Source organism: Chelatococcus sp. GCM10030263 (genome assembly GCF_042666455.1).
Taxonomy (GTDB): domain Bacteria; phylum Pseudomonadota; class Alphaproteobacteria; order Rhizobiales; family Beijerinckiaceae; genus Chelatococcus.
This window is the reverse complement of the sequence record NZ_JBHTDB010000002.1, coordinates 862,829-879,674: the sequence shown is the minus strand read 5'-3', so window position 1 is coordinate 879,674 and position 16,846 is coordinate 862,829. Positions and strand designations below refer to the sequence as shown.

The window sequence follows — 16,846 nt, the reverse complement described above, 5'->3', positions numbered from 1 at the left end:
CCTGTTGTCCTATCGGCAACGGCGGTTTCATGAGTAAGCGACGCGCGGATGGAGATTGATCGAGGTGAGTAAGGACGAGGACGTACAGGCACGGCCGAGCCTCAGGGTCGACGCTGCAGCGCTGGAAGGCTTCTGCCGCGCCGTGCTGACGGCCGTCGGTGCCGACCAGGCCACGGCCGATGCCGCGACGCGGGCGATGATGCACGGCTCGCGCCTCGGTGTGGACAGCCACGGCATACGCCTTCTGACCCACTACATGTCGGTGTTCGAGACAGGGCGGCTCAACAAGCATCCCAATCTGCGCTTCCTCGGCGCGTTCGGCGCGGTTGCGACGCTGGACGCCGATCATGCCCATGGCGCGCTCGCGACCTATACGGCCATGGAGCGGGCGGTCGAGCTCGCAGGCAAGATGGGCATCGGCGCGGTCGCCATCCAGAACAGCTCGCATTTCGGGCCGGCGGGCGCCTATGCGCTCGCAGCCGCCGAGGCTGGCTGCATCGGTCTTGCCGTGTGCAATTCGGATAGCTTCGTGCGCCTGCACGAGGGCGCCGAGCGCTTCCACGGCACCAATCCGATCGCAGTCGCGGCGCCCAATGGCAGCGAACGGCCGTGGCTCCTCGACATGGCGACGAGCGCAGTGCCCTTCAATCGCGTGCTGCTCTACCGCAGCCTCGGCCGCGCCCTGCCGCCCGGGGTCGCTTCCACCGAGGACGGCACGGACACCGAGGATGCCGATCTCGTCGCCATGCTCGCGCCGCTCGGCGGGGCCTTCGGCTTCAAGGGGGCGGCCGTCGCCGGCCTCGTCGAGATCTTGAGCGCCGTCGTCACCGGAATGAAGCTGAGCTTCGATCTCCTGCCCATGAACGGGCCGGACATGACGACGCCACGCGGCCTCGGCGCCTGCGCTCTGGCGATCCGGCCCGATGCCTTCGTCGACAAGGCCGTCTATGAGGCGGGCATGCGCCGCTATCTCGCGACGCTGCGCGGTTCGCGGCCGGCAGCGAACGGCACGGTGATGGCGCCAGGCGACCGCGAATGGGCGGAGGCAGAGCGCCGCGCGGTCGAGGGCATCCCGATCGATCCGGCGAGCGACGTGGCTTTTGCGGGCTTTGCCCAGCGCTTCGGACTGACCTGGCCGCCCGCAGCATAGCCAGACAAGGGCCACGCGATGCTCCGGAACCCTTACCGGGCAAGGGCGTTGACAAAGATGCAGGTCCGGTGGGCACGATGCCCGCCGGGCGCATTCTTGTCCGACAGCTCTGGAGCAGGCCATTGGCACCGCGCGCGAACTGGAAGGGGAGCCTGAAGGTCGCGGAGCTCGTCTGCCCGGTGGCGCTCTATACCGCCGCCTCGACCTCCGAGCGCATCGCCTTCCACACGCTCAACCGCAAAACCGGCCACCGCGTGCATCGCCAGTTCGTCGATCAGGAGACGGGCGAGGAGGTGGAGCGGGACGACCAGGTGAAAGGGTTCGATGCGGGCTCTGGCCAATATATCGTGCTGGAGCCGGACGAAGTCGCCTCCGCGGTGCCGCAAAGCGACAAGACGCTCGCCGTCTCGGCTTTCATCCCCTGCCACGAGATCGACGACGTCTATTTCGATCGGCCGTATTACTTGAGGCCCGATGGCGAAATCGCCGAGAAAGCCTTTACCGTGCTGCGCGAGGGCATGCGGCAGAACAAGGTCGCGGGTCTGGCCTCCACCGTCCTCTTCCGCCGCGTGCGCACCGTCCTCATCCGCGCCTATGATTCCGGGCTCGTCGCGACGACGCTCAATTTCGACTACGAAGTGCGCTCGGCGGCCGAAGCCTTCAGCGACATTCCCGACATGAAGATCACCGGCGAAATGCTCGATCTCGCCAAGCATATCATCGGCACCAAGGAAGGGCGCTTCGACCCGAGCGCCTTCGACGACCGCTACGAGGCGGCGCTCACCGAGCTCGTGCGCGCCAAGATGGAAGGCCGGGAAATCAAGCCGGTGAAGCAGCCGCAACGCGGCAAGGTCATCGACCTCATGGAGGCGCTGCGCCAAAGCGCGGGTGACGCCGGCAAGCCGGCGCCCGAGGGCCGCAAGACGGCAGCGGCAAGCGGCAAAGGATCACGCAAGAGCGCCGGCGCGGCGCCGCGGCGCAAGGCGAGCTGAGCCATGGCGCTCGAGGTCTATCGCGCCAAGCGCGACTTCACCAAGACAAGCGAGCCGGCCGGCGAGGAAGCCGCGAGCCAGGGCTATTCCTATCTCATTCAGAAGCACGACGCCCGGCGTCTCCATTACGATCTGCGGCTTGAGCTCGACGGCGTGCTGAAAAGCTGGGCGGTGACGCGGGGCCCGAGCCTCGTGCCCGGCGAGAAGCGGCTCGCCGTTCATGTGGAGGACCATCCCCTCGCCTATGGCGATTTCGAAGGAACGATCCCCAAAGGCGAATATGGCGGCGGTACGGTGCTGCTCTGGGATCGCGGCAGCTGGAGCCCGATCGGCGATCCGCACAAGGCCCTGAAAAAAGGACATCTTGAATTCGAGCTCCGTGGCGAGAAGCTCAAAGGCCGCTGGCATCTGGTGCGGATGCACGGCAGGCCGCGGGAGAAGCGCGAGAACTGGTTGCTCATCAAGGGCGACGACGAGGTGGCCCGCGCGGAGGACGCGCCCGACATCCTGGAGGAGCGGCCGGAATCGGTGAAGACCGGGCGGGTCGTCGAGGAGATCGCGGGCGAAGCGCCGGGCTGGTCGTCGAAGACCGGCAAGATCGAGCGACGCGCCGCGGCAAAGGCGGCGCCAGCGTCGCGAAAGCGAGCCTCCAACGCGGCGAAAGCCGAGGCCGCGGCCAAGCCGGACGGCAAGGCCAAAGACGCGGCGGTCACGGGCACGAAGCGCAAACCCATGCCCGATTTCGTCGAGCCACTGCTCGCCACGCTCGTGCCCAAGACGCCGTCCGGCGATCGCTGGGTGCATGAGATCAAGTTCGACGGCTATCGTTTGCAGGCGCGCATCGAGAAGGGCAAGGTGAAGCTCCTGACGCGTACGGGCCTCGACTGGACGGAACGTTTCGGCAAGGCGATCTACGAGGCCTTGGCGGCTCTTCCCGTGGAGACCGCAATGATCGACGGCGAGCTCGTGGTTGAGAACAGCGTCGGCGCGTCCGATTTCTCGTCGCTGCAGTCCGATCTGAGCGAGGGGCGCAGCGACCGCTTCATCTATTACGCTTTCGATCTTCTCTATCGCGACGGCATGGACCTCACCGGCGCGCCGCTGATCGCGCGCAAGGAGGCGCTCAAGGACGTGCTCGCAGGCGCGCCCGACATCCTGCGCTACAGCGAGCATTTCGAGGAGGACGGCAGCACCATGCTGCGCCATGCCTGCCGCCTCAGCCTCGAAGGCCTCGTCTCGAAGCTGCGCGATGCGCCCTACCGCTCCGGCCGGCGCAAGGACTGGCTGAAGTCGAAATGCAGCAAGCGGCAGGAATTCGTCGTCGCCGGCTATGTGCCCTCGACGACCTCGCGCAAGGCGATCGGCTCGCTCGTGCTCGGGGTCTACGAGGACGGCAAGCTGCGCCATGTCGGCCGGGTCGGCACGGGCTTCTCCATGCGCGTGGCGGAAGATCTCTACGGGCGCCTAGAAGAAATCCGCGTCCCTAAAAGCCCCTTCGCCGAGCGGCTGCCGGCGGAGGCGGCGCGCGATGCCCGTTTCGTGGAGCCGAAGCTGGTGGCGGAAGTCGAGTTCCGCGCCTGGACGGGCGACCGCAACATCCGCCATGCCGCGTTCCGCGGGCTGCGGGAGGACAAGCCGGCCGATGAGGTCGTGCAGGAGGCCGAGCCCACGGCCAAGGCGTCACGGCCGCGCATCGGCGTCAAGCTCACTCATCCCGACCGCGTCTATTGGCCGGAGGACGGCGTCACCAAGGAAGGTCTCGCCAACTACTATGCGGAGGTCTGGCCGCAGATCGCGCCCCATCTCGCCGCGCGGCCCCTCGCCCTGGTGCGCTGTCCGGACGGCATCGTGCAATCCTGCTTCTTCCAGAAGCATGCCTGGCGCGGCATGAACCGGGCCATCAAGGTCACGCCCGACCCGAAGGATGGCGAGGATCTTCTGACCGTTGGGGATCTCGACGGGCTGATCGCGCTGGTTCAGGCCGGCACGCTCGAAATTCATCCCTGGGGATCGACGCTGGCCGCGCTGGAAAAGCCGGACACCATGATCTTCGACCTCGATCCGGGACCTGGCCTCGGCTGGACGGATATCATCGCCGGCGCCTTCGAGGTCCGCCAGCGTCTCGATGCGGTCGGCCTGCCGAGCTTCGTGAAAACCTCGGGCGGCAAGGGCCTGCATGTGGTCGTGCCGCTCACGCCGAAAGCTGGCTGGGACGAGGTGAAGGGCTTCGCCAAGGCCGTGGCCGACGCCATGACCGCGGACAGCCCCGAGCGCTTCATCGCGACCGCCACCAAGGCGAAGCGCGGCGGCAAGATCTTCGTCGATTATCTCCGCAACGGCCGCGGCGCGACCGCCATCGCACCCTATTCGACGCGTGCCCGCCCCGGCGCGGCCGTGTCCATGCCGATAGACTGGAGCGAGCTCGGCGAAGGCTTGGGCGAGACGATCGGGCCGGCTTATTTCACCATCGACAATGCACCGAACCGGCTCGCGAATCTGGCGCGCGATCCCTGGGCCGACTTCCGCAAGGCGGCCGTGCCGCTGCCGACGGCGAAGAAGCGGGGAAAGTAGCGGGCGCAGTGCTAACGAGCGTGCCGGCTATAGGCTGCCAGGCATCGCGGGACAAAGCCCTTCGCGTACCTTTAGCCGGCTATTTCTTCTGTCCGCCCTCGGCCGAGACGCTGCGGCGAAGAGCCTCCATGATATTCACCACATTGCTCGGCCGCTCCGGCTCCTGCGCTTTGGCCGGGCGTTTGGCCTTACCCTTGGAGGCGATGATCTCCTTTAGATTCTCCTGCACCGGATCGACGATCATGTCGCCGGACCAGTGCCGGGCGCGCTCCTCGATGAGCTTGCCGACCATCGATAGCAGCTCGGGATCGGGCTTCTCCGGCTCGATCTCGCCGAAGTAGTCCTCGGGATCGCGAATCTCGTCGCCATAGCGGAGCGTCCACAGCACGATGCCGCGATCGCGCGGCTCGAGCATCACCGCGCGCTCCCGGCGATAGAGCACGAGCCGGGCGATGCCGACCATCCCCGTTGCCTCCATGGCATCGCGGATGACGCAGAAGGCCTCCTCGCCGACGGGATCGTCGGGCATGAGATAATGCGGGCGGTCGTACCAGACCCATTCGATGGAATCGCGCGGCACGAACATATCGATATCAATGGTGCGCGTGCTCTCCAGCGCGACGGAATCGAGTTCCTCGTCTTCGAGGATGACGTATTCGTCCGTGCCGCTCTCGTAGCCCTTCACCTCGTCGTCCTCGTCGACGGGTTTGCCCGTCTCGGCGTCGACATAGCGGGACTGCACGCGGTTGCCGGTATTGCGGTTCAGCGTATGGAAGCGAACGCGCTGCGACTCGGTGGTCGCCGGCATCATGCCGACCGGGCAGGTGACGAGCGAAAGCTTGAGATAGCCCTTCCAGAAGGCGCGCGGCCCGGACGGCCGGGAAGCGCCGGACTTCTCCTCGGACCGTGCGGCCGGCTGCGCAGCCTGCTTGCTCGCGGCCTTGGTCGGCCGGCTGGATCGCGCCGACCGTGCCGATGCCTGCCGCGACGGCTTTGCCGTTCTCTTCGCCGGCTCCTTGGATGCCCCTTTCGCGGACCCCTGGGTCGTATCCTTGGCCGACCGCTTGGACTGTGCCGGTTTCCTGGGCTGTCTTGCTGCCATGGCGCGCGCTCACGCTGCGGGCGACGGGCGCCCGTTCCCTCAGGGCAATCGCGCAGGCGCGCCATGGTTCCGCTTTCGCATCGAGGTCGCTGCGTCGCGGCTTGGAACGGGATGGCCCTCTTGCCCGTTCTCCCTGCCGGCATCTCGTCGCGACAGCGGTTTTCGCAGGGGTGCTTCCTCGGGGTGTTGCCCCCAACAATACGGTCGGTCAGTGAACAAGCGGCAGCGTCAAAGCCTTCAGCGGTTGGCCCGAAACGTCGATCTCAATCTCGTCGGGCCGGAAGATCTCACCATCAAGCGCTATCAGGCAGGCCGCGGCTATTTCTTCCGCGATGCCGAGGGCAATCTGATCCGCGATCTGGAAACGATCGCGCGGTTCAAATCGCTTGCGGTCCCGCCCGCCTACCGCAACGTCCGCTATGCCGCCGACCCGCGGGCGCATCTGCAGGCGGTGGGCGAAGATGCCGCCGGGCGGCTGCAATATCGCTACCATCCGGACTGGGAGCGGGTGCGCGAGATGCTCAAGGCGCGCCGGCTCGCCAATCTCGCCAAATCGCTGCCCGCCATCCGCCGACGCATCGGACGGGTGCTGGCGGCCCGGGTCCTCGACCGCAGCTTCGTCGTTGCGACGGTGATCGAGCTCGTCGCCGTCACCGCCATCCGCGCTGGCAGCGAGGAATATGCCCGCGACAACGGCACGCGCGGCGCGACGACCCTGCTCAAATCGCATGTGAAGGTGTCGGAAGGCCGTCTGGTGCTGAATTTCAAAGCCAAGGGCGGCAAGAAGGTGACCAAGGAGGTGGCGCATCCTCGCCTTGCCGCCGCGATCGAGCGACTTCTCGCGGTGCCGGGACGACGCCTTTTCCAGTATCGCGACGAGGAGGGTGAGGTTCATTACATCCGCGCGGGCGACGTCAATGCCTATCTGCGCGAGATCGCCGGCCGGCCCATATCGCTCAAGGACTTCCGCACGCTGGTCGCCTCCATCGGCGCGTTGGAGACGCTCGCCGGCGCCGAGCCCGCGACGACCCAGCGCGCGCGCCGCTCGCAGGTGCTCGCCGCGCTGCGAACGGTTGCCGAGGATCTCGCCAATACACCGGCAGTGGCGCGCAAAAGCTATGTGCATGGCGCCGTGCTCTCCGCCTTCGAGAGCGGCGCGCTGACGCGCTTCGCCGACCATATGTCAAACCGTCGCTCGCCGGCGACCCGCGCCGAAATCCTCGCGCGCATCATCGCGAAATATGCTGGTTGAGGCGGCGATCCGCCGCGCGAAGAACTTGGCCGCAATCGATGCGACAGGCCGCCGCCGGGGCGGAACAGGCCCATGCGGCGCACGTTCACCATGCGGGGTGCATTTGATGGGCGGGCATTTCCAACCAGAGAACGCTCGAGCAATCTCGAAGGAGAAAGCCATGCCGAATATTCACGAAGCGCGAATTCTCATTCTCTCCGCCAATGGCGTCGAACAGGACGAATTGACGGTGCCGCGCGACGAACTGCGCAAGGCCGGCGCCAAAGTTGATGTCGCAACACCGGACGGCAAGCCGATCCGCGCGTGGAAGTTGAAGGATTGGGGCGACACCGTCGAGGCCGACAAGGCGATCCCCGATGCCAAGCCCGACGACTATGACGCGCTCGTCCTGCCGGGCGGGCAGATCAATCCGGATCTTCTCAGGATCAATCCTGACGCCATGAAGATCGTGAAGACCTTCGTCGAGAGCGGCAAGCCGGTTGCCGCTATCTGCCATGGGCCGTGGCTTCTCGTCGAAGCCAAGGCGGTCAAGGGCCGCAAGCTCACCTCCTACAAGTCGATCCGCACGGATGTCGAGAATGCCGGCGCGCAGTGGGTCGACCATGAGGTGGTGGTGGACCAGGGCATCATCACCAGCCGCTCGCCGGACGATCTTCCGGCTTTCGTCTCGAAGATCATCGAGGAGGTCGGCGAAGGCCGCCACGAGCGACGCCAGGTGGCGTGAGGGCCGCGTGAGGCATCGACGAGAAAGCGCCCGCCCCGCGGGCGCTTTTTTCATGGGCCTTCCAACCAGCAGGAACGAAAGCGGCCCGCCGCGGTTCCGAGCCTATCCCACCCCAATTTTTTCTCTCGCGAGCAGGAGCATGCCATGAGCGAGACGATGCCAGAGCAGCGCCAAGACCAACAGCCGGGCCACGAGCATGCCATGCATCCCGAGCCCGATTTCATGCCCCGCTTTGCCGGCACCTCGCGCCTCAAGGACAAGGTTGCGATCATTTCCGGCGGCGATAGCGGCATCGGCCGTGCGGTCGCGGTCGGCATGGCGCGCGAGGGCGCTGATATCGCCATCCTCTATCTCAACGAGCATAAGGACGCCGAGAAGACGGTGAAACTGGTCGAAGAGGAGGGCCGGCGCGCCATAAGCATAGCGGGCGACATCGGCTCGGAAGCCTTCTGCGGCGAGGCGGTCGAGAAGGTCATGGCCGAATTCGGCCGGCTCGACATTCTCGTCAACAACGCCGCCGAGCAGCATGTGGTGGAGGAGCCGCTCGAAATCTCGCAGGAGCAGCTGGAGCGCACCTTCCGCACCAATGTCTTCGGCTATTTCTTCCTGACGAAGATGGCCCTGCGGCACATGAAGGAGGGGGCTGCGATCGTCAACACGACGTCGATCACCGCCTATAAGGGCAACAAGATGCTGATCGATTATGCCTCGACGCGCGGGGCGATCGTCGCCTTCACGCGCTCGCTGTCGCAGGCGCTGGTGGACAAGAAGATCCGCGTCAATGCAGTCGCCCCGGGCCCCATCTGGACGCCGCTCATCCCGGCCTCTTTCGACCCGGAGCATGTCGCCAAACATGGGGCGAGCGCGCCGATGCAACGCGCCGGCCAGCCCAACGAGGTCGCCTCCTGCCATGTGTTCCTGGCAAGCGAAGAAGCCTCCTATATGACCGGACAGGTGTTGCATCCGAACGGTGGAACCGTCGTAAACTCGTGACCGTAAGTTCTCTCAGGAGTAGACCCGATGAAAACGACCGGATCAGCCGTTTGGCAAGGCGGCATCAAGGACGGCAAAGGTGCCATCTCGACCCAAAGCGGCGCGCTGAAAGACTACCCTTATGGCTTCGGCAGCCGTTTCGAGGGAAAACCCGGCACCAATCCCGAAGAATTGATCGGCGCGGCCCATGCGGGTTGCTTCACCATGGCGCTGTCGCTCATCCTCGGCCAGGCCCATCTGACGGCTGAGCATATGGAGACCAAGGCCGAGGTGACGCTGGACAAGGACGGCGACGGCTACGCCATCACAGAGGTGCATCTGACGCTGCGCGCCCGCATTCCCGGCACCGACGAGGCGACATTCCGGGAACTCGCCGACAAGGCGAAGCTCGGCTGCCCGGTGTCGAAGCTGTTCAAGGCCAATATCACCCTCGACGCGGCTTTGGTGAGCTAGCTCACCAAAGCTGGCTGGCACGGCCCGCGGGCTTGCTCGCCCAGTCATCCCGGGGCCACGCGCAGCGTGGAGCCCGGGATCCAGAATCGATGTGAGCTGACCAGAAGCAGTTACGGTGCAGCGGGCTCTCGAAACGCCATCGGCTCTGGATTCCGGGCTCGCGCCTCCCGCGCGCGCCCGGAATGACCGAGAACCTTTAGGCCTCGATCACCGCCCTCACAAAGGCAACGCGCTCCACCACGGGCCGGCGCGGCGCCTCGACCAACTCGTAATCATAATCCCTGTAAATTGCGGCCATCGCGGCATAGGTCCGCTCGGCCTCTTCCAGTGACTGCTTGCGCTCGCTGTCGCCCGTGTAGATCTCGGGCCAGGGCGGGCAGATGAAGACGCGGCGGTTATAGCGGCAGACCCGCGCCGCCTTCGCCACATGCTCCGGCACCGGCAGGCCGGTCAGCGTCAGATAGCCGGCTACATCCGGAATGCCGCGATCGAAGACAACGACGCCGTCAGCCGGCTGGGCGCGGTAGGTCCTGAGGTCGGCGGCGAGCATCAGTTCCGCAAAGAGGCCGGGGTCGGCCCAGGGCAGCGCGCGGCCGCCGATCATCACCTGATCCTGGATGATGGCGCGGCCCGCCTCCGGCGCCGACGCAAAACCTGCAGCAGCGAGGGCCTCGATCAAGGTCGTCTTGCCCGACCCCGGCCCGCCGGTGATCACGAAGAAGCGGTCGCTCATCCTGCGCCGCCGCCCACTTCGCCCAGTGCAGGCCGATGCGGTGCCGGCGTCAGTTGGCGCGCCGGTCCCGCTCCCGCGATATCGTCGAGAATGGGGCAGTCGGGCCGGGCATCGCCATGGCAATGGCTCGCCAGATGCTGCAGCGTCCGGCGCATGCCTTCGAGCTCGGCGATTTTCGCCTCGAGATCACGAACATGCTTCAAGGCCAACGCCTTGACGTCGGCGCTGGCGCGGCTCTTGTCGCGCCAGAGCGTGAGGAGCCCGGCTGTTTCCTCGATCGAGAAGCCGAGATTGCGCGCGCGGCGCACGAAGCGCAGCACATGCACATCATCCTCGTCATAGACGCGGTAGCCGCTCTCCGTGCGCTTGGCGGGGCCGACGAGGCCGATGCGCTCATAGTAGCGCAGCATCTTGGCCGAGATGCCGGAGGCGGCGGCCGCTTCACCGATATTCATGGAGCACTCCGTTATTCAGCCGGTTGCAACCGGTGCGCCGGAACCGGCGTCGCGGGTGCAATCTCCGGCTGCAAGTTTCGTAGTCTCAGGGCATTTGTGACGACGCTGACGCTCGACATCGCCATCGCGAGGCCCGCGAGCATGGGCGACAGGAGAATGCCGAAAGCTGGATAGAGCGCACCCGCCGCGACCGGGATCAGGACGACATTGTAGCCGAAGGCCCAGAACAGGTTCTGCGCGATGTTGCGCATGGTCGCGCGCGAGACGGCCACCGCATTCGGCACATTGGCGAGATCACCCGACATCAATACGACATCGGCGCTTTCGATGGCAATATCCGTGCCGGTGCCGATGGCGAGCCCGACATCCGCCTGCGCGAGGGCCGGCGCGTCATTGATGCCGTCACCGACGAAGGCGACCTTGGCGCCCCCCGCCTGCAGGCGCTTCACCACATCCGCTTTGGCGGTCGGCAGCACCTCGGCGACGATCTCGTCAATGGGCAGACCCGCAGCGATCGCCTCGGCCGTGCGGCGGCTGTCGCCGGTCACCATGACGATGCGTAGCCCTTCGGCCTTGAGCGCCGCAAGGGCTGCCGGCGTCGTCTCCTTCAGCGGATCGGCGACGGCGAGGATCGCCGCAAGGCGGCCGTCGATCGCCGCATAGACCGGGGTCTTGCCCTGGCCGGTCAGGCGCTCGGCGGTTGCGGCCAGGCTCTCGATATCGAGGCCGTGCTTGCGCATCAGCCGGTCGGCACCGATGGCGACCGCGCGGCCGGCGACCTTGGCGGTAACGCCGAAGCCGGGTTCGCCGGAAAAGGCGCTGGGCTCGGCGCGTGCCAGGCCACGTCGTTCGGCCTCAGCGACGATCGCGGCGCCGATTGGATGTTCGGAGCGCGCCTCGACCGCCGCCACGAGAGCGAGCACATCGTCCTCCGCGAAGCCGTCCGCGGTCACGATATCCGTGAGCTCCGGCCGGCCTTTAGTCAGCGTTCCCGTCTTGTCGAGGGCGACGACGGCGGTATCGCGCAGGGCCTCCAAGGCCTCGCCGCGGCGGAAGAGAATGCCCATCTCCGCTGCCCTGCCCGTGCCGACCATGATCGAGGTGGGCGTCGCGAGCCCCATGGCGCAGGGGCAGGCGATGATGAGGACCGCGACCGCATTGACGATGGCGAAGGTGAGCGCCGGCTCCGGCCCGAAGACAAGCCACAGGCCGAAGGTGACGAGCGCCGCGGCGATCACCGCCGGCACGAACCACAGCGTCACCTTGTCGACGAGCGCCTGGATGGGCAGCTTGCCGGCCTGCGCGGCCTCGACCGTGCGGACGATCTCGGCGAGCAGCGTCTCGCTGCCGACGCGGGTGGCGCGGAAAGCGAAGCTGCCGGTCTTGTTCACGGTGCCGCCGATGACCGCATCGCCCACATCCTTGACGACCGGCACAGGCTCGCCGGTGACCATGGATTCGTCCACATAGGAGGAGCCCGCCGTCACCTCGCCGTCTACAGCCAAACGCTCACCCGGGCGCACCACGACGATGTCGCCGGGGCGCACGGTCTCCACGGGCACGTCCTCCTCGCTGTCTCCGCGGCGGACGCGCGCGGTTTTCGCATTGAGGTTCACGAGGCGGCGAATGGCGCTGCCCGCCCGGCCCCTGGCGCCCGCCTCGAAATAGCGGCCGGCGAGGATCAATGTGACGATGACGGCGCCCGCCTCGAAATAGGTATGGGCCAATCCGTGCGGCAGAAGCTCCGGCAGAAAGCTCGCCACCACCGAATAAGCGTATGCCATGGTCGTGCCGAGCATGACGAGCGAGTTCATGTCAGGCGCACCGCGCAGCAGCGCCGGAAAGCCCTTGACGTAAAACTGCCGCCCCGGCCCGAACTGCACGAGCGTCGCCAGAAGGAATGCGGCCAGCGCGACCGCCTGCCCGCCAAAGGCGGCGGCAAGGCCGGCCTGCAGGCTCGGAATGAGCTCGCCGCCCATTTCGATGACGACGAGCGGCAGGGTGGCGACAGCGGCGATGATCAGGTTGCGCTTGAGGCGCGCAATCTCGGCGGCCCGCGCCTCTTCGTCGCGATCGGCCTGTTCGGCAGAGGAAGCGACGCTCTCTGCCTTGTAGCCGGCTGCGGCGACCGCGGCGCGCGCAGACTCCAGCGTCTCGGCGCCGCCGATATAGTCGAGATGGGCGCGCCCGGTGGCGAGATTGACGGAGGCGGCGGCGACGCCGGGCACGCCCTTCAGGGCCTGCTCGACGCGCCCGACGCAGGAGGCGCAGTGCATGCCCTCGACCGCAAGCTCGGCCTCGTCCCCGCCGGGCTCATAGCCGGCGTCGCGGATGGCGGCGAGGACGGGTTCAACCTGGGCCGTGGCGTCGAGATCGACGGTGGCGCGGCCGGTCGCCAGATTGACGGCGGCCGCCTCGACACCCGCGACCCCGCGGATGGCCCGCTCGACCCGGCCGACACAGGAGGCGCAGGTCATTCCGCTCACCGGCACGACGATCCGCCGCGCAGCTGCGCTGTTCGTGGAGTCTTTTGCCATCGTGAGTTCCTCTCAAATGCGATGGCTCTTCAATAAGGCTTCCCACTATGGGAAGGTCAAGGGGCCAATCCGAGCATGTGCGACCGTTCCCTGCCCCCGCATGCGCGGAGAGGTGCCACGCACCATGATCGCGGTGCGAATGGCCATAGGCGTTCAAACCTCGCCGCTCGTGCGCGTCGGGCCGTGGCTGCAAGCGCCATGCTCGGCAAGCACCTCGATCACCCGGCAATCGGCGATGACACCATGGCAACCCTGGGTAATGCGCTCGAGTTCCTGGGCGAGATCGGTGAGGCGCGCGATCTTGGCGCGTACCGCCTCCAATTGCTCGCGCGCGATGCGGTCGGCCTCGGCGCAGGGCGCATTCGGATCGGCGGAGAGTTTCAGGAGCTCGCGCACCGCCTCCACCGAGAAGCCGAGATCGCGCGCATGCAGGATGAAGCGCAGTCGGTCCACATGGCGCGCGAGATAGCGGCGCTGGTTACCCTCCGTGCGCTCCGGCTCCGGCAAGAGCCCGATCTGCTCATAGAAGCGAATCGTCTCGACCTTGCAGCCCGTCGCCTCGGAGACACGGCCGATGGAATAGCTCCGTTCCAATTGCGCCTTCGGCATCATAGGCTCCGCGGATCGAAAGGGGCTTGAAGCTCTAGTTGCTAGAGGAATTATGGTGATGGCCGGATCGAAATGCAAAGCTCGGTGTCGCCATGACGCAGCAGACCCTTCGGGCCGATGACGGCCACAGCCACGCCGCCGATTGCTGCGGCGCGCATGCTGATGGACATGATCATGCCCATGGGCACGATCACCCCCATGCCCACGGCGCATCCTGCCATGGCGAGGACGGCGGGCGGGTGCAGATTGCCGCGCCGCCCCCCGGCGCGACCGTCTGGAAAGTGGGCGGGATGGACTGCGCCAGCTGTGCCACGACGATCACGACCGCGCTCGGCCGCATGCCCGGCATCAGCGACATCCACATCTCCATCACCAACGAGACGCTCACCCTCGCCCTCGACGAAAGCCGGACGACCGCGGCCACCGTCGAGCAGCAGATCGGCAAGCTCGGCTATACAGCCGAGCGGGTTGCGGCAAAGGCCGTCGCGCAGCCGATCGCGCAGGACAAGCCACGCCGCTGGTGGTCCGAGCGCAAGATGCAGGTCGCGCTCACGGCCGGGCTTCTGCTCGCGGTCGCCTATGCGGCGAGCCTCCTCCTGCCGCAGGCTGCCTATGGCGTGTTCGTCGCAGCCTCGCTGATCGCCGCTGTGCCGATTGCTCGCCGCGCAATCATGGCGGCCATCGCCGGCGCGCCCTTCACCATCGAGATGCTCATGACGATCGCCGTCGTCGGCGCGCTCGTCATCGGCGCGGCGGAAGAGGCGGCGGTCGTCGTTTTCCTGTTCAGCATCGGCGAGGTGCTCGAAGGCGTCGCCGCCAATCGTGCCCGCGCCGGCATCAAGGCGCTCGGCGCGCTTATTCCGCAGACGGCGCTCGTCGAGAACGCCGGCGGCCTAAAAGAGGTGCCGGCCGCCAGCCTCGCGCCCGGCGACATCGTCGTCGTGCGCCCAGGCGATCGCGTGCCGGCTGACGGCACCGTCGAAGAGGGCACATCCAGCGTCGACGAGTCGCCGATCACCGGCGAATCCGTGCCGAAGAGCAAGGCGCCGGGTGCGGAGGTCTTCGCCGGCTCGATCAACCAGGATGCGGCGCTCAAGCTGCGCGTCACCCGCGCGGCCAAAGACAATATGATCGCGCGCATCGTCGCGCTCGTCGAGGAAGCGCAGGAGGCTAAGGCCCCGACGGAACGCTTCATCGACCGCTTCGCGCGGCTCTACATGCCCTTCATCGTAGGCCTCGCGATCCTCGTTGCCGCCGTTCCGCCGCTTGCATTCGGCGGTGCCTGGAACGAATGGCTCTATCGCGGGCTGACGCTGCTCCTCATCGGCTGCCCCTGCGCGCTCGTCATCTCCGTGCCGGCGGCCATCGCCTCGGGCCTTGCAGCGGGTGCACGGCACGGTCTCCTCGTGAAAGGCGGCGCGATCCTGGAGACGCTCGCCCGCATCCAGGCGGTCGCCTTCGACAAGACGGGGACGCTGACCGAGGGCAGGCCTGCGGTGACCGATGTCATCGCCACCGATGGACGGGCGACGGATCTCGTCGCGATGGCGGCGGCCGTCGAGCGGCATTCCAACCATCCTCTGGCCAAGGCGATCGTCGCGCGTGCCGACAGGGACGGTGCTGCCGGCACCGCCGCAACGGCGGTCCGCGCGGTGGCCGGCAAGGGCATGGAAGGCCTCATCGGCGAGACGCGCATCTTCATCGGCGCCCCGCGTTTTGCGGCCGAGCGGGCGAGCCTGGACGCGGCGACGATCGAGGCCATCGCCCGCCTCGAGGACGACGGCAAGACGGTTACCGTCGTTGTCGCGGATGGGGCAGCCGCCGGCCTGATTGCGCTGCGCGACGAACCCCGCCGCGACGCCGCCGCAGGGATCGGCGCCCTGAAGGGGCTCGGCGTCGGTGCGGTCATGCTGACCGGTGACAATGCCCGCACCGGCAGCGCCATTGCCCGCCTACTCGGCATCGAGGTTCGCGCCGAGATGCTGCCGGCCGATAAGGCGGTGGCCGTCAAGGAGATGGCGGCGATCAAGACCATCGCCATGGTCGGCGACGGCATCAACGACGCGCCGGCGCTCGCCTCCGCCCATGTCGGCATCGCCATGGGCTCGGGCACGGACGTCGCGCTCGAAGCGGCCGATGCGGCGCTGCTCAAGAACGATGTCGGCGATGTCGCGGCGCTCGTCCGCCTTGCCCGGGCCACCATGGCCAATATTCACCAGAACATCGGCATTGCGCTCGCCCTAAAAGCGATCTTCCTGGTCACCACTGTGACCGGAGCGACCGGGCTCTGGATGGCGATCGTCGCCGATACCGGCGGCACGGTGCTGGTGACGCTCAACGCGTTGCGACTGCTCGGCCATTTTCGGCAGCGCATCGCCTCCCCCACCGCAGCGCCGCAGCCGGCGATGGCGGCGCGCTGAGCGAGCCTGCGCGGCGTTTCATAGAGGGCTCGCCTCCGCGGCCATCCCACGCTACAGAGCCTCTCGCGCCCGTCCTGCGGGTGCAGCCGAAGGGGGCGCTGGTGCGGCTCACATGCCCGCCAGCATCGACCGAAACGACCCGGAGACCATCGCGATGTCATCCATCACGCCGCGCGCGCGGCGCGCCGCCCTGCTCTTCGACCTCGACGGCACCCTCGTCCAGACGGAGCCGCTGCATTTCGCGGCCTTCAACGTGCTGCTCGAGCCCTTCGGGCGCAGCATCGATGAGGAGCTTTTCACGCTGCATATCTCGGGTCAGGCCAATCCGGCGATCATGGGCTTTCTCTTTCCCGAACTTGGCCTCGACGACCACCGCCGCCTGGCGGATGAGAAGGAGACCGCCTTCCGGCGGCTCGCCAAGGCCGGCGTGCCCGCCACCCGCGGCGCAGCCGAGCTCATCGCCTGGGCGCACGCCCAGGGCCTTTCCGTCGGCCTTGTGACGAATGCGCCGCGCACCAATGCCGAGATGATGATCGAGGTCCTCGGCCTTGCCGACCGACTCGACATCGTCGTGATCGGCGACGAGCTGCCGCGCGGCAAACCCTATCCCGATCCCTATCTTGCTGCCCTTGACGGTCTCGGGATCGAGGCTGGCGATGCCATCGTGATCGAGGATTCTCTCTCCGGGATCGCCGCGGCCAGGGCCGCCGGTATCGATGTCATCGGGCTGACGACGGCGCTCACGCCCGCCGTCCTGACGGCCAATGGCGCGGTTCTCACCGCCCCCGATTTGGCCGACCCGCAGCTTCTCGAATTTCTGGCGCGTCGCTTCGCCACCGCGCCGACGTCCTGAGG

The 16,846-nt window shown here is 67.1% G+C and carries 13 protein-coding genes and 1 pseudogene; 9 read left to right on the top strand and 5 right to left on the bottom strand.

The features are described from left to right. Window positions 1-64: 64 nt before the first annotated feature. The 3 genes from ACFQU1_RS03970 (at window position 65) to ligD (ending at window position 4,713) form a co-directional block, all read left to right on the top strand. Complete coding sequence (locus tag ACFQU1_RS03970; protein WP_378129437.1) at window positions 65-1,150, top strand: Ldh family oxidoreductase; 1,086 nt, start codon at window positions 65-67, stop codon at window positions 1,148-1,150. 122 nt (window positions 1,151-1,272) lie between these two features. Then, complete coding sequence (locus ACFQU1_RS03965; protein WP_378129435.1) at window positions 1,273-2,142, top strand: Ku protein; 870 nt, start codon at window positions 1,273-1,275, stop codon at window positions 2,140-2,142. A gap of 3 nt (window positions 2,143-2,145) precedes the next feature. After that, on the top strand, window positions 2,146-4,713 hold the full coding sequence (ligD, locus tag ACFQU1_RS03960; RefSeq protein WP_378129432.1) for a DNA ligase D: 2,568 nt from the start codon (window positions 2,146-2,148) through the stop codon (window positions 4,711-4,713). 79 nt (window positions 4,714-4,792) lie between these two features. On the opposite strand, the pseudogene ACFQU1_RS03955 reads toward ligD, so the two are convergent. Beyond that, window positions 4,793-5,581 (bottom strand): annotated as a pseudogene (locus tag ACFQU1_RS03955) (Ku protein); the annotation flags it as partial. 478 nt (window positions 5,582-6,059) lie between these two features. On the opposite strand from ACFQU1_RS03955, the gene ACFQU1_RS03950 reads away from it, so the two are divergent. From ACFQU1_RS03950 to ACFQU1_RS03935, 4 genes are all read left to right on the top strand, one after another. Next, the gene (locus tag ACFQU1_RS03950; protein ID WP_378129430.1) at window positions 6,060-7,067 is read left to right on the top strand and encodes a DNA topoisomerase IB; all 1,008 of its coding nucleotides are present in this window, start codon (window positions 6,060-6,062) and stop codon (window positions 7,065-7,067) included. A 160-nt stretch (window positions 7,068-7,227) separates the two neighbouring features. After that, window positions 7,228-7,791: a type 1 glutamine amidotransferase domain-containing protein gene (locus ACFQU1_RS03945; RefSeq protein ID WP_378129428.1), complete on the top strand. Its 564-nt coding sequence runs from the start codon at window positions 7,228-7,230 to the stop codon at window positions 7,789-7,791. 144 nt (window positions 7,792-7,935) lie between these two features. Further along, window positions 7,936-8,784, top strand: coding sequence for an SDR family oxidoreductase (locus ACFQU1_RS03940; protein WP_378129426.1), 849 nt, complete (start codon window positions 7,936-7,938; stop codon window positions 8,782-8,784). Window positions 8,785-8,811: 27 nt separating this feature from the next. Beyond that, the gene (locus ACFQU1_RS03935) at window positions 8,812-9,237 is read left to right on the top strand and encodes an OsmC family protein (RefSeq protein ID WP_378129425.1); all 426 of its coding nucleotides are present in this window, start codon (window positions 8,812-8,814) and stop codon (window positions 9,235-9,237) included. A 196-nt stretch (window positions 9,238-9,433) separates the two neighbouring features. On the opposite strand, the gene ACFQU1_RS03930 is transcribed toward ACFQU1_RS03935, so the two are convergent. From ACFQU1_RS03930 to ACFQU1_RS03915, 4 genes are all read right to left on the bottom strand, one after another. Continuing rightward, a complete protein-coding gene (locus ACFQU1_RS03930; RefSeq protein WP_378129423.1) occupies window positions 9,434-9,970 on the bottom strand; it encodes an AAA family ATPase in 537 nt (178 codons plus the stop codon). Continuing rightward, a complete protein-coding gene (cueR, locus tag ACFQU1_RS03925; RefSeq protein WP_378129421.1) occupies window positions 9,967-10,425 on the bottom strand; it encodes a Cu(I)-responsive transcriptional regulator in 459 nt (152 codons plus the stop codon). The genes ACFQU1_RS03930 and cueR overlap by 4 nt, the downstream gene beginning before the upstream one ends. An 11-nt stretch (window positions 10,426-10,436) precedes the next feature. Then, a complete protein-coding gene (locus ACFQU1_RS03920) occupies window positions 10,437-12,962 on the bottom strand; it encodes a heavy metal translocating P-type ATPase (RefSeq protein WP_378129419.1) in 2,526 nt (841 codons plus the stop codon). A 153-nt stretch (window positions 12,963-13,115) separates the two neighbouring features. Beyond that, window positions 13,116-13,571 (bottom strand): helix-turn-helix domain-containing protein, encoded by a 456-nt coding sequence (locus tag ACFQU1_RS03915; RefSeq protein ID WP_378129417.1) that lies wholly within the window; start codon window positions 13,569-13,571, stop codon window positions 13,116-13,118. Between the two features lie 92 nt (window positions 13,572-13,663). Here ACFQU1_RS03915 and ACFQU1_RS03910 point away from each other — a divergent pair, with 92 nt between their 5' ends. Both ACFQU1_RS03910 and ACFQU1_RS03905 read left to right on the top strand, forming a co-directional pair. Further along, entirely contained in the window at window positions 13,664-15,991 is a 2,328-nt protein-coding gene (locus ACFQU1_RS03910) for a heavy metal translocating P-type ATPase (protein WP_378129415.1), read from the top strand. Window positions 15,992-16,145: 154 nt separating this feature from the next. Continuing rightward, complete coding sequence (locus ACFQU1_RS03905) at window positions 16,146-16,844, top strand: HAD family hydrolase (protein WP_378129413.1); 699 nt, start codon at window positions 16,146-16,148, stop codon at window positions 16,842-16,844. The last annotated feature ends 2 nt before the right edge of the window (window positions 16,845-16,846 follow it).